Source organism: Providencia sp. PROV109 (genome assembly GCF_033681625.1).
In the GTDB taxonomy this organism is placed as follows: Bacteria; Pseudomonadota; Gammaproteobacteria; order Enterobacterales; family Enterobacteriaceae; genus Providencia; species Providencia hangzhouensis.
Genome location: NZ_CP096320.1, coordinates 798,327 through 812,626, shown reverse-complemented (window position 1 = coordinate 812,626; position 14,300 = coordinate 798,327). Strand labels below are relative to the sequence as shown.

Below are 14,300 nucleotides of genomic sequence, written 5' to 3'. Positions count from 1 at the left end.
TGGCGTTAATCCTGTAATTTAGCGATTTCTTCGCCAAATTCACGCACATCTTCAAAGCTGCGATAAACAGAAGCAAAACGGATATAGGCAACTTTATCGAGCTTTTTCAGCTCATCCATGACCAAACTGCCAATTAATTTCGACGGAACTTCGCGCTCCCCGGTAGCCCTAAGCTGGGATTTAATAGAAATAATAGCTTGTTCAATATCATCAGAACTTACAGGCCGTTTTTCTAATGCCTTTTGCATACCACGATTAAGCTTTTCTTCATCAAAAGGCTCACGAATATCGTCGCTTTTAATGACTCTAGGCATGACAAGTTCAGCCACTTCAAAGGTTGTGAAGCGTTCATGGCACAGTAAGCATTGGCGGCGTCTACGGACTTGGGACCCTTCACCGACCAGACGCGAGTCAATAACTTTCGTATCTACAGCTGAGCAGAATGGGCAGTGCATAGCGTTTCCTGAATCTATTTAGGGGGAGATAGTTTACCCTACTATGCGAGAAAAAACACCCTAGAAGATGCCTCCTAGGGTGTTCTCGTTGCTCTTCATATTTCGCGTTGTGAGAGTATTAGCTGCACTCCGATACCCTAGTCACATAGTTTACTATGGTTCCTAGGGATGTCGTTCACTTGCTGCCTACTCACACACGAACTATTTTAAGAACTAAGGCAGTAACGACTCTTGGTCTGCACCTTCTTTTTCGACTTTCGCTTGCATCAAGTGTTCACGCTTCATACCCATCTTCAGTGCTAGTGCAGAAGCCACGTAAATAGATGAGATAGTACCGATAGTTACACCGATTAACATAACCAATGAGAAGCCTTCCAACATTGCGCCACCGAACAGGTATAGCATCAGAACCACTAATAATGTGGTTGCTGATGTCATAATGGTACGGCTCAATGTTTGCGTCAAAGAGACGTTCATGATTTCGTACGGTGTCCCACGACGAATTTTACGGAAGTTTTCACGGATACGGTCTGATACAACGATACTGTCGTTCAGCGAGTAACCGATAACCGACATCAATGACGCCACGATAGTCATATCTATCTCAATATGGAACAAAGACAGAATACCTAAAGTAATCACCACGTCATGCGCAAGAGATAGCACGGCACCCGCAGCCAAGCGCCATTCAAAACGGAACCCAACATAGATTAGGATACAAATCAACGCAGTTAACAGAGCCAAAGCCCCTGTTTGCGCCAATTCAGCCCCAACACTTGGCCCCACGAATTCAATGCGTTTTACGGTTGCTTTATCATCCACACTTTGGTTGATAATCGTGATAATTTCTTTGCCGACTTCTTGACCCGCGGTGCCTTCAATAGGAGGGATACGGATCATGATGTCGCGGCTGCTACCAAAGTTTTGGATTAGTGGATCTTTATGGTTCGAGTTAGACAAGCTATCACGAATTTTATCCAAATCAGCTGGCTGACTTAAGTTGATTTCAATTACCGTACCACCTGTGAAATCTAAGCCCCAGTTAAAACCCTTGACGCCGATAATCACAAAAGAAGCAATCAGTAATACGATAGAAATGCTAAAGGCAACGTTGTCCCAGCGCATAAAGTCATAAACTTTACGACCATAGTTCAATTGTTCAACAGTATAATCCTGTGCCACAACGTGCTCCTTAAATTGACAGCTTGTTAATACGTTTACCGCCGTAAAGCAGGTTCACGATAGCACGTGTACCGACGATAGCTGTAAACATAGAGGTTGCGACACCAATCGCTGTCGTAATCGCAAAGCCTTTAATAGACCCAGTACCCACTGCATATAGAATAATCGCAGTGATAAGTGTCGTTAAGTTTGCGTCTGTAATACTTGAGAAGGCGCCTTTATACCCTTCATGAATCGCTTGCTGAACAGATCGACCGTTCTTGAGCTCTTCTTTAATCCGTTCGTTAATAAGAACGTTAGCATCGACTGCAACTGCAAGGGTTAATACAATCCCCGCAATACCAGGCATGGTCAGTGTTGCCCCCGGTAATAAGGACATCACACCAACAATTAACACCAAGTTTGCTAACAGCGCACTACTCGCAATCAGACCAAATTTACGATAATAAATAATCATAAACAGGATAGAAGCTAACAGACCTGCGATACACGCTTTTAGCCCTTGCTCGATATTTTGCATACCCAGTGTTGGACCAATGGTACGTTCTTCAACAATTTGGATTGGCGCAATCAACGCACCAGCACGTAACAGTAATGAAAGCTGGCGAGCTTCAGTACCGTTAGTAATACCCGTAATACGGAATTTGCTACCAAAACGCGCAGAAATACGTGCCGCATTGATGACCTTTTCATCTTTCACCAAAATTGAACGGCCAGTTGCATCTTTTTTACCACTGTCTTTGTATTCAACAAACAGCGTTGCCATCAGCTTGTCTTGGTTATCACGTGTAAAGTCAGACATGATAGAACCACCAGCACTATCAAGACTGATACTCACTTGTGGTTGGCCATTTTCATCCGCTTCAGAGGTTGAGTCCGTAATATGGTCACCCGTTAAGATCACACGCTTATATAAAACGTAAGGCATGCCTTCACGGTCATATTTAACTTCTGAATCACCTGGTACACGGCCACTTTCTGCTGCGGAAGAATCGACTGAAGTATTCACCAAACGGAATTCTAATGTCGCAGTCGCACCTAAAATTTCTTTTGCGCGAGCAGTATCTTGGATACCGGGTAATTCAACCACAATTCGGTCAGCACCTTGGCGTTGAACGAGTGGCTCCGCAACACCTAATTGGTTTACACGGTTGCGAATAATAGTAATGTTCTGAGAAACTGCATAGTTACGTGCTTCACGTAAACGCTCGTCGGTCATAACAGCAATCATGGTGTTATCGCTGCCATCACTAAAGACTAAGTCTGGGTATTTACGAGACAATGCTTTTTCAGCTTGGCTACGATCGTCCGCGTTACGGAAGCGAACTTCCACGCTGTAATCATTGCCTTTACGAATAGAAGAGTACGCAATGCCTTCTTGACGCAGGTCATTACGCAAACCATCCATGTTTTGTTCCTGCAATTTACCTAATGCAGTGTCCATATCAACTTCCATCAGGAAGTGAACCCCACCACGCAGATCAAGACCAAGCTTCATCGGTTCACCACCGATCGCTTCGAGCCACTTAGGCGTTGCAGGTGCAAGGTTTAATGCAACAACATACTGGTCACCCAGTGCATTCATGATCACTTCACGCGCACGTAACTGAACATCAGAGTTGTTGAATCGGGCTAAAATTGCCCCATTTTCTAGAGAGATAGATTTACTCTCAATTTTATCGTCTTTTAACGATTTTTGGACTTGGATCAGCGTTTGTTCATTGGCGGCGGTTCCCCGCACGCCAGTGATCTGAACAGCCGGATCCTCACCATATAGGTTTGGAAGTGCATAAAGCAAACCGATGAGGATCGCAAAGATCAACATCAGATACTTCCACAAAGGATAACGGTTTAGCACGGCAGTTCCCTTCGGGAGAATCAGAATTAAATTGCTTTCATTGTGCCTTTAGGTAAAACAGCAGCAACGAAATCACGTTTGATGGTTACTTCTGTGTTCTCACTCAACTCAAGAACCACATAACCGGTTTCAGACACTTTAGTTACACGCCCGATTAAACCGCCAGTTGTTAAAACTTCATCACCTTTAGTGATAGATTCCATCAATTTACGGTGTTCTTTCGCACGTTTTTGCTGTGGACGCAAAATCATGAAATAGAAGATCAGCGCGAAAACAACAAGCATGATAACCATGGTGTATGGACTACCTTGCGCTGGTGCACCTGCTGACGCCGCTGCTTCAGAAATAAAAAAACTCATTCAACTTTCCTCATTGTTTTATTGAAAGCAATTTTACATACAAAAAAGCTAAGTTTGATATGCTACACAGATTAGTGGCATTTCGCACTTAAATTCACTCGATATTTAATGAAGGTTCGGGTTTACCAATCTTTTGGTAAAAATCTTTAGCAAACTCTTCAAAATTCCCATTTTCTATGGCTTGGCGAATACCGGCCATCAAACGCTGGTAATAACGTAAATTATGGATGGTATTGAGCCTTGCACCAAGGATTTCATTACATCTATCAAGGTGATGCAGATAAGCACGGCTATAATGACGACAAGTATAACAGTCACAATCAGCATCCAGTGTTGATGTGTCTGATTTATACTTAGCATTACGAATTTTTACCACGCCATTTGTCACAAATAAATGCCCATTTCGTGCATTTCGTGTTGGCATCACACAATCGAACATATCGATACCACGGCGAACCCCTTCAACTAAATCTTCAGGTTTGCCAACTCCCATTAAATAACGAGGTTTGTCAGCTGGAATTTGCGGGCAGACATGTTCTAAAATTCGGTGCATATCTTCTTTCGGTTCGCCTACGGCTAAGCCGCCTACAGCGTACCCATCAAAGCCGATTTCCACCAGTCCCTTAACTGAAATATCACGTAAATCTTCGTAAACACTACCTTGAATAATACCGAACAAAGCATTTTTATTGTTTAGTTCGTCAAAGCGTTGGCGGCTACGTGCAGCCCAACGCAACGACATTTCCATTGATGTCTTTGCATAGTCCCAATCTGCTGGATACGGCGTACACTCGTCAAAAATCATGACAATGTCTGAGCCGAGGTCATACTGAATTTCCATCGACTTTTCAGGACTTAGGAAAACTTTTTCACCGTTGATAGGGTTGCGAAAATGCACACCTTCTTCTTTAATTTTGCGCATCGCACCAAGACTAAAGACCTGAAAGCCACCTGAATCGGTTAAAATTGGCCCTTGCCATTGCATAAAGTCATGGAGATCACCATGTAACTTCATGATTTCTTGACCCGGGCGTAACCACAGGTGGAAAGTATTCCCTAATAAGATTTGAGCGCCAGTTTCTTTCACTTCTTCAGGGGTCATCCCCTTAACTGTACCGTAGGTTCCTACTGGCATAAATGCAGGGGTTTCCACCACGCCGCGCTCAAAGACTAAGCGACCACGGCGTGCATTGCCGTCAGTCGTTTGTAATTCATATTTCACATTTGCCTCCTAGCAGCAGAAAAACAGTCTGTTGCTATCGATAATATTAATTTGCTAAGCAAGCAGCCGATGCCACCGCTTATAAAACTGATTACTCTCCAATTTTCTCAAATCGAGCGTTTGTATTGGGGGTAATAAACATAGCATCACCATAACTAAAGAAACGGTATTTTTGTTTAACGGCTTCTTCGTATGCATTCATGGTGTTTTTATATCCAGCAAACGCAGTAACCAACATAATTAATGTAGATTCAGGTAAGTGGAAGTTGGTGATTAGTGCATCTATCACCTGATATTCATACCCAGGGTAAATAAAGATTTGGGTATCATCAAAAAATGGAGCAATTAAAGCGTCTTGGCTTGCTTTTGCGGCACTTTCTAGTGACCGAACCGACGTTGTTCCAACAGCGATAACGCGATTACCTCGAGCTTTACAGGCTAAAACGGCATCCACGACCTCTTGTGGCACTTCTGCATATTCAGAATGCATAATGTGATCTTCGATAGTATCAACACGTACTGGTTGAAAGGTACCGGCTCCCACATGTAATGTCACAAACGCCATTTCTACGCCTTTTTGGCGCAATGCTTCAAGTAACGGCTCATCAAAGTGTAAACCTGCCGTTGGTGCTGCGACAGCCCCTGGTTTTTCACTATACACGGTTTGATAAAGTTCTTTATCTGACTCTTCATCAGGGCGATCAATATAAGGCGGCAGAGGCATATGACCAATTTGGTTTAGAATGCTTAATACATCACGTTCATCATCAAAGCGCAGTTCAAACAATGCACCATGACGCGCGACCATGGTCGCCTTCACGCTTTCATCTTCACCTAACAGTAATTCAGCTCCTTCTTTTGGCGCTTTTGATGCCCTAACATGGGCTAATACGCGGTGTTCATCCAGCATACGCTCAATCAGAACTTCAATTTTACCACCGCTAACTTTGCGCCCAAATAACCGTGCAGGGATCACGCGAGTGTTATTGAACACTAGCAAGTCACCGTGCTCCAATTTTTCTAGAATATCGGTAAAAACACCATGCGTGAGCTGCCCTGAACCGCCATCGAGGCTTAATAAACGGCAAGCACTACGTTCAGCCTGCGGATAGTGGGCAATCAGTTCTTCAGGTAATTCAAAAGTAAAATCAGAAACACGCATTGTATTGACATCAATCTAAAAAAACAGGCGACTAGTCTAGTGCCGCGCTGACTTTGGCGCAAGAAATAAGCGTAAAATAGTACAGAAAAACACCATTATTTAACAAATATTTTGTTAGCAAAAAATTCTGTACGCTATTTGTCCATTCAAAGAATGAATTATTTCAATTTCAATAAACTTTCATGACAAATTTATTTCGACTTTTTTATTTTTTTCTCTCAGTACTGATACCCCATGAATTTCGAATTAGAGGAATGCTTTATTCCTCTGCCAAGTAATGTCCTGTGAGTTTCGAATTCAACATAATTACTGCTATAGTTTGAGCAATCAAAAAGCTAGCTAAGCTGTGCTGCATGTCCTATGGATTTCGAATCACAGGTAGGCAGCAAGTGAAGATATCCCGATGAGCATACATGAGTATGTGATTCGGGTGGCTTTACGGAGCTAACACCCCTGTGGTTTGAAAGACGACGGACATTTTAAAGTGAATTATTTAGCGCACCTCCACCTCGCCCACCTCGCTGACAGCTCCTTACTCGGCAACATCATGGCTGACTACGTCCGCGGAAACCCTACGGGCCTTTATTCATCTGAAGTTGTCTCTGGTATCTTTATGCATCGAGCCGTCGACCGCATTACGGATACCCACCCTTTAGTCAAAGAAGCTAAGTTGTTGTTTCGTGATGAATATCGCCGTGTTGCGCCCATAACCTTGGATTTAGTCTGGGATCATTTTTTGTCGCTGCACTGGTCGACTATTGAGCCATCAATATCGCTAGCGGGCTTTGTACGTGACTGCCGAACAATAATTGAGCCACAACTTTGTCATACTCCTGAAAAATTTCAGGAGTTAAATGAATTCCTTTGGCCTCAGCAGTGGCTGATACGCTATGCGGATAAAAATTATATTGGTAAATCACTGAATGGTATGGCGAGAAGGCGCCCCAAGCTTGGAGCGCTAAGTGGTTCATTTAACGACTTTTTATTTCAGTATGATGCGTTAGAAAATATTTTCTTTCAATTTTATCCAGAAATGATGGCTAATGCGCTGCAACATTTTTTTGTACAAAATGTCACAATTAACACAAAGGAATAAATTAAAGCTTGCACTTTAATGGAATAAAACTATCTTATTGATATTAATTTAATAAACTAGTATGATTGATAGTCAAAACCTATCACAATAATCGGTTTAAATGTCTTTATTATCAAAAGATATTTTTCTATTCTTTTGGCAGTCTATGTCCACACTATTTATCAGTGATTAAATAGACAGGACAAAAAACTTTAATTCAAACTCATAGGAGTAAATTATGGTTCTGGTAACACGTCAAGCCCCTGACTTTACTGCTGCAGCTGTTTTAGGTAATGGTGAAATCGTTGATAACTTCAACCTGAAAACCCACCTGAACGGCCGTCCAGCTGTGATCTTTTTCTGGCCAATGGACTTTACTTTCGTTTGTCCTTCAGAGCTGATCGCATTCGACCACCGCTACGAAGAATTCAAAAAACGTGGCGTAGAAGTTGTAGGTGTTTCTTTTGACTCTGAGTTTGTTCATAACGCATGGCGTAAAACACCAGTAGATAACGGCGGTATTGGTGAAGTTAAATACCCAATGGTTGCTGATATCAAACGCGAAATCATCAAAGCTTACGGTATTGAACACCCAGATGCAGGCGTTGCACTGCGTGGTTCTTTCCTCGTTGACAAAAACGGCGTTGTCCGTCACCAAGTTGTTAATGACCTGCCATTAGGCCGTAACATTGACGAAATGCTGCGTATGGTTGACGCACTGCAATTCCACGAAGAGCACGGTGATGTTTGCCCAGCTCAGTGGGAAAAAGGCCAAGAAGGTATGAATGCTTCTCCAAAAGGCGTTGCTGACTACCTGACTAAAAACTCTGCAAAACTGTAATTCGTTACGCGAGTTTTAGAAAAGCGGGCATTAGGCCCGCTTTTTACTTTTTGTGAACCTAGTCTATCTTTTCTCTTCCTACTAGCAATTATTCCACTCAGTTAACAATTCTTAACTCAAATACTCAATGTTTTGTATTATTGTGTGCTATACATTAAAAGCACAAATAATTAACAAATTATTCATATTGAATATTTGTGCGATAAAACACCTCACCTAACCTTAACTGGGAGATACGAATGATAAAAACATCATTACGCCCTGCGGTTCTACTTCTTTCCTTACTTGTTTCCAGTCAACTATATGCCGCCTCCGAACCTGCGGTTGAAGCGAAAAAAGGCATGGTCGTTTCTTCCCAACATTTAGCATCACAAATTGGGGCTGATATTCTAAAATCAGGCGGTAATGCCATTGATGCAGCTGTTGCGGTAGGGTATGCACAAGCCGTGGTTAACCCTTGCTGCGGTAATATTGGCGGTGGCGGCTTTATGACTATCCACCTAGCCGATGGGAAAGACTTATTCATTAACTTTCGAGAAACTGCCCCTGCTGCCGCTAGCGCAGATATGTATTTAGATAAAGACGGTAAATTGATTAAAGATGCCAGCCTCTATGGCTATCTTGCGTCAGGTGTACCCGGTACCGTTAAAGGCCTAGACTATGCTTTAGAAAAATACGGGACAATGAGCCGCCAACAGGTGATGGCTCCTGCCATAAAATTAGCCAGAGAAGGCTTTACTCTAACCCGTGCAGATACCGATGTTCTCGACACCACGACAGAACGTTTTAAACAAGACCCTGAAGTGGCTCGTATCTTCTTAAAGCCTGATGGTAGTGCCTTCCAACCGGGAGACTTACTAGTCCAAACAGATTTAGCCAATACCTTAGAAAAAATTGCCCAGAATGGCCCATCCGCTTTTTATAAAGGTGAAATCCCCAAAATTGTTGAAGAAGCATCGAAAAAAAATGGTGGTATCTTAACAGCAAAAGATTTTGCGGATTTTACAATTACAGATACAGCGCCTGTCAGTTGTACCTATAGAGGGTATCAATTTATCTCTGCTCCACCACCTAGTTCAGGCGGGGTAACTATCTGCCAAACGCTTAATATCTTAGAAGGGTATGACCTCAAGGAAATGGGCTTTAACTCTGCGGACTATATTCATACTCTTACAGAAGCAATGCGCCATGCCTACATGGATAGAAACACCTTCCTTGGTGACCCTGAATTTGTCGATAATCCAACCGAAAAATTACTCAGTAAAGCTTATGCAGAAGAGTTACGCAAAGAAATCAAACCCAACCAAGCAACGCCATCAACCCAAGTTCAACCGGGAATAGGGCCACACGAAAAACCAGAGACAACACATTACTCTGTAGTAGATGAAAAAGGAAATGCGGTTTCAACGACTTATACGATTAATGGCCGATTCGGTTCTGTTGTTATCCCTCCGGGGACAGGGTTCTTCTTAAACGATGAAATGGATGATTTCACCACGAAAGTCGGCGAGAAGAATTTATATGGCTTAGTACAAGGGGAACGCAACGCTATTGCACCGGGTAAACGCCCATTATCATCCATGAGCCCGACTATCGTGACGAAAAATGGCAAGGTATTTTTAGTTCTCGGTTCACCGGGAGGCTCACGGATTATTTCAATTACGCTGCAAACCGCTTTAAATATTATCGACCATGGTATGCCGCCACAAGAAGCCGTTAATGCACCGCGTATTCACCACCAGTGGCTCCCTGATGAGGTTTATTATGAGCAAAGAGGCGTTTCTAAAGACACCTTAGCGCTCCTCGATAAAATGGGTTACCAGATGGTTGAGCAAACTCCATGGGGAGCTGCCGAGTTGATTATGGTCGCGATCCCTGAAGGCGCTGGTGTTAGTGCCAAATCTTCGGGTAATGATTCCGCTGTTTCAGGAAAAGTACGCGAAGGCTTTATTTATGGCTCTAACGATGTACGCCGTCCAGCAGGTAGTGCAGTTGGGGTTGATTAATCGCTGTCGAAGGATCCAACCCCTTCTCTGATGGGGTTGGATTAAATATGAATGGCCCTCAACTCATTAATCAGGCTTGGTTTCTTTTCTAAAAGATACAACAATTTGAGGGCCATTCCTGATGGAAACCGACGTTGTTGTTCCCAGCTACGGACCAAATCAACACTAGAACCTATCGCTTCTGCAAACTCTTGTTGTTTCATACCAGAGTGTTTACGAATAGCTTTAACATCTGGTAGTTCGAAGCGATGAATATTTTCACTAGCAGGAACTAATTCACCTTTCTCGATAGCAACCATCTCTTCTAAGCTACTCACTAAATCGTCAAAAAGCTTTTTTCCCATACCATTATCCTTATTACATAACTCATTCAATTCTATATTTTAAATAATTCGAGCGGCAGTTAGGTGATAAAGGAAGATAGACGGAAAGCATAGATAAACTATGTGACTCGGCTATCTGAGCGTAATCAACACCGCTGCAACTTGAAAGATTACGAGTATATTTAACCATTAAGCAAGCTTTTGAATGATTGCTCGTAAAATCGCTTTTTCTTGTTCATTCAAATCTTCCTTTGCGTTCTTAGTATAAATCGTAAGCAAATACAACCTACCGCTCATGGTTCTGTTATAATAGATAACCCTAACACCACCACGTTTTCCTTTATTTAAGGCTCTCCAACGTATTTTTCTACATCCTCCAGAGCGGCTTATTACGTCACCATACTCATAGTTTTCTAATAAGAAGGCCTGAAATAATTGAAATTCATTATCTTCCATAATTAGTTTACGTTGCTGACTAAAAATTCTAGTTTCAACAAACTCTAAATAATTCATTTGCACCTCCTTGCGCATTTCCTATCCAATCTACTAGTACTCCGTACTAACTTCAACAAAAAAATATCATTAGCCCCATTCAAAACGAGTTATGTAACCGCTCTGGTTACACAAAAAAAGGCCGCTAACATTAGCGGCCCTTCGATTCAATAATTGAAATTACTATACTTGTTTATGCTGCGCAGCGGGTGCCACAAACTTATCGCATAAAATTGCCACGACCATCACAACAACAGTTGGTAATACCCAGACTAAATCTTGCTTATACAGTGGCATTGCAGTCATCCATTCAGGAATATAACCTTTCAGATGATCTGACGCTTTTACGGCGCCAATTAGACCGACCACAAAGCTGACTAACATTGTCGGCGCAATCACTATTGTTGGGTTTTTCCACCACTTCAAAGTAAAGCTTAATAAAATTAAGACAATACAAGGTGGATAAATTGAAACTAGCACGGGTAATGAGAAGGCGATTAACTTACTCAAACCTAAGTTTGAGATCACCATGGAGAACACACCTAGGATCAATACCAGTTTACGGTAAGAAATCGGTACATACCGGCTGAAGAACTCTGCACAAGCACAAGTTAAGCCGACGGCAGTTACCATACAAGCAACAAATATTAATACCGCGAGGAAGAAGCTACCGTAATTACCAAAAGTATATTGGACGTAGGTATGTAAAATGTCAGCGCCATCAGCAGGGTTTGGAATTAACGAACCACTATTCTCACCAAGCTTAAACAATGACAAATAGACCAGCGTCAATAATACCCCTGCAATTAACCCTGCCCACATAGTATAACGAGTTAATAATGAAGAGTTTTCGATACCCCTTGAACGCGCCGCATTAACAATAACGATACCAAATACCATCGCACCGAGGGTATCCATTGTCAGATAACCATTGATAAAGCCGTTCGAGAAAGCCATCTCACGATATTCTATTGTTGACGGAATCGGATCACCCGCAGGCCACATGACAGCCGCAATACCCAAAATAGCCAAAGCTAGCATTTTTACAGGCGCTAAAATGTGCCCAACGCTATCGAGCAGTTTTCCTGGGTATAATGAAATACCAATAACTAGAACGAAGTAAACCACGCTGTAGATCAGTAATAGCATATCGGACTCACCACCGAATAATGGTGCGATACCGACTTTATAAGATACAGTTGCCGTTCTTGGCGTTGCGAATAGAGGCCCTACCGACAAATAAGCAACAACCGCCAATAGTAGCCCTGCAGTTTTGCCGACAGGCGTACTGAGCGCTTCAATACCCCCACCCACTTTAGCCAGCGCAATAACCGTCAAAACAGGTAAACCCACACCAGTAACCAAAAACCCTAGTGCCGCAGTCCAAACTTGTTCCCCTGCCTGCAAACCAACCATAGGGGGAAAGATAATGTTTCCTGCCCCGACGAATAACGCAAAAGTCATAAAGCCTAATGCGATGATATCTCTTGATGATAAACGATGAGCCATATTATGTTATTTTTAAGTGACAAAATAGAAAATTATGGGTTTACACTTAGCAACCCTTTGAAATATATATAGCGAGATAGAATTCTGATAAACATACTGTTAACAATATAAAAAAGTATATTTGCCTGTATCACACGAAATGAAAAGTCAAAAAACAGAAAAATTCGCCAATAACTGACAACAAGTAGAACTTTTATAGGGCAAAAAGGCAATAGCAAACCTAAAAACAAGAATAAATAACTAAACTAATTTTCAGAACTAGTGATTACTTTCAGCAAAATCCCAATACTCGTTATATGCTTTGTTCGAAAAATGAACAACTCATCTTTTTCTAGTGATTAGAATTGATTATTTAACAGAATATATAATTAATGTGACAGCAATTATAAGCATTAAATATATGAATATTGAATTGAATATGCATATGGATTGGTGAATAGAAATAATCCACTTTATTAATATTTTGATTATATTAATAAAGTGGAATTATTTACCCATTTTTAAGTTTTTTATCATCAACAATTAGTACTGTTGGTAACGTAAATGAAAACTCACTCCCTTTACCTAACTGGCTCGTCACCACCAACTGACTACTATGATGTTGTAATGCATGTTTAACAATAGCTAACCCAAGGCCAGTACCTCCACCGCCTTGGCGGGAACGTGCTTTATCTACTCGATAAAAACGTTCGGTTAAACGAGGGATATGCTCTGCGGGTATCCCTTGCCCGTTATCTCTCACACTAAAACGCGCCCCTTGCCCGCTTCTCTGCCAATCAACCCAAATTTTGGTGCCTTCAGGCGTATGGCTGATCGCGTTATAGACTAAGTTCGCCACTGCACTACGTAATTGCTCTTCATTACCATGAACACGCAATTTTTCATCAACATGAAATTCAAATTGATGACGCCCTTGGCTTAAACTAAGCGCTTCTTGCTCAATCATTTTGAGAATGACAGGGATATTCACTTGCTCATCAAGGTTAATTTGAGGGGCAATTTCGATGCGTGATAGCTGCAAAAGCTGCTTAACTAAGTTATCCATGCGGTGCGTTTGCTCTTGCATAACATGCAGTGCTTTTTTATTGACCGCAGTCACGTTTTCTTGGTCATCCATAACCTCTAGGTAACCTTGAATGACAGTGAGGGGAGTCCGTAATTCATGGCTCACATTCGCAAAAAAGTCCCTACGCGCCTTTTCCAAACGACGTTTTTCTGTCACATCTCGCGCAACCATCAATAACTGCCCTTCGGTATATGGCAAGATACGAAACTCAACGATTTCACCACTATTGAGCTCGATAGTCAGCGCTTGGTCATAACGTTTGATGGTGAAGTAACGGCTAAAATCAGGATAACGTAATAAATTAAAAATATGTTGACCATTATCTTCAGGCCAACGAAAGCCGAGTAAAGCCTGCGCATGGCGATTACACCAGAAGATATTCCCTTCGGTTGTCATCATTACCACTGCATCAGGTAGTGATTCTGCACCACTACGAAACCGTTTAATTAACTGGCCTAATTCACGGCGGCGTTTTCGATTACGTTGCTGCATCTGGTAGATACCATAAAAAATGGGTTCCCACCCACCTCGCCCTTCAGGGGGCAACATACTTTTATCTAGCCATAACCAGTAAGAAAGCTTGAGCAGGTTATACCCATGCCATATCAGTGCAGCAAGTAGCGATATCACTAATAGCCACGCTAGGTGGCCAATAAAAACCGATAAAATAAGGGCGGGTAAGATAAATAAAAACAGCCCCCAAATCAGCTGCTTAATCGATAAACGTTCAAGCACGCATGCCTCTCCCTT

13 protein-coding genes are annotated in these 14,300 nt (G+C 42.1%); 3 read left to right on the top strand and 10 right to left on the bottom strand.

Annotated elements, in window-relative coordinates:
• Positions 1-5 precede the first annotated feature (5 nt).
• From nrdR to queA, 6 genes are all read right to left on the bottom strand, one after another.
• Positions 6-455, bottom strand: coding sequence for a transcriptional regulator NrdR (gene nrdR, locus M1F25_RS03605; protein WP_004914623.1), 450 nt, complete (start codon positions 453-455; stop codon positions 6-8).
• Positions 456-668: 213 nt separating this feature from the next.
• Positions 669-1,637 (bottom strand): protein translocase subunit SecF, encoded by a 969-nt coding sequence (secF, locus tag M1F25_RS03600; RefSeq protein ID WP_004905538.1) that lies wholly within the window; start codon positions 1,635-1,637, stop codon positions 669-671.
• A 10-nt stretch (positions 1,638-1,647) separates the two neighbouring features.
• Positions 1,648-3,495, bottom strand: a complete 1,848-nt coding sequence (gene secD / locus M1F25_RS03595; protein ID WP_071585895.1) for a protein translocase subunit SecD — start codon at positions 3,493-3,495, stop codon at positions 1,648-1,650.
• Positions 3,496-3,521: 26 nt separating this feature from the next.
• Positions 3,522-3,854, bottom strand: a complete 333-nt coding sequence (gene yajC, locus M1F25_RS03590; protein WP_004905542.1) for a preprotein translocase subunit YajC — start codon at positions 3,852-3,854, stop codon at positions 3,522-3,524.
• Between the two features lie 94 nt (positions 3,855-3,948).
• Positions 3,949-5,076: a tRNA guanosine(34) transglycosylase Tgt gene (gene tgt / locus M1F25_RS03585; protein WP_004905543.1), complete on the bottom strand. Its 1,128-nt coding sequence runs from the start codon at positions 5,074-5,076 to the stop codon at positions 3,949-3,951.
• 91 nt (positions 5,077-5,167) lie between these two features.
• Complete coding sequence (gene queA / locus M1F25_RS03580; protein WP_181489307.1) at positions 5,168-6,238, bottom strand: tRNA preQ1(34) S-adenosylmethionine ribosyltransferase-isomerase QueA; 1,071 nt, start codon at positions 6,236-6,238, stop codon at positions 5,168-5,170.
• 484 nt (positions 6,239-6,722) lie between these two features.
• Here queA and M1F25_RS03575 point away from each other — a divergent pair, with 484 nt between their 5' ends.
• From M1F25_RS03575 to ggt, 3 genes are all read left to right on the top strand, one after another.
• The gene (locus tag M1F25_RS03575) at positions 6,723-7,334 is read left to right on the top strand and encodes an ACP phosphodiesterase (RefSeq protein ID WP_112307898.1); all 612 of its coding nucleotides are present in this window, start codon (positions 6,723-6,725) and stop codon (positions 7,332-7,334) included.
• Between the two features lie 217 nt (positions 7,335-7,551).
• Positions 7,552-8,154, top strand: a complete 603-nt coding sequence (locus M1F25_RS03570; protein ID WP_004905550.1) for a peroxiredoxin C — start codon at positions 7,552-7,554, stop codon at positions 8,152-8,154.
• A gap of 239 nt (positions 8,155-8,393) precedes the next feature.
• Positions 8,394-10,160, top strand: coding sequence for a gamma-glutamyltransferase (gene ggt / locus M1F25_RS03565; protein ID WP_181489305.1), 1,767 nt, complete (start codon positions 8,394-8,396; stop codon positions 10,158-10,160).
• A 41-nt stretch (positions 10,161-10,201) separates the two neighbouring features.
• Here the strand turns inward: ggt and nadS are convergent, their stop codons facing one another.
• From nadS to phoR, 4 genes are all read right to left on the bottom strand, one after another.
• Positions 10,202-10,504 (bottom strand): NadS family protein, encoded by a 303-nt coding sequence (nadS, locus tag M1F25_RS03560; protein ID WP_096864520.1) that lies wholly within the window; start codon positions 10,502-10,504, stop codon positions 10,202-10,204.
• A 168-nt stretch (positions 10,505-10,672) separates the two neighbouring features.
• Entirely contained in the window at positions 10,673-10,996 is a 324-nt protein-coding gene (locus M1F25_RS03555) for a type II toxin-antitoxin system RelE/ParE family toxin (RefSeq protein WP_164454990.1), read from the bottom strand.
• 162 nt (positions 10,997-11,158) lie between these two features.
• Positions 11,159-12,484 (bottom strand): branched-chain amino acid transport system II carrier protein, encoded by a 1,326-nt coding sequence (brnQ, locus tag M1F25_RS03550; protein WP_004905565.1) that lies wholly within the window; start codon positions 12,482-12,484, stop codon positions 11,159-11,161.
• A gap of 490 nt (positions 12,485-12,974) precedes the next feature.
• A complete protein-coding gene (gene phoR / locus M1F25_RS03545) occupies positions 12,975-14,285 on the bottom strand; it encodes a phosphate regulon sensor histidine kinase PhoR (RefSeq protein ID WP_004905567.1) in 1,311 nt (436 codons plus the stop codon).
• Positions 14,286-14,300 lie beyond the last annotated feature (15 nt).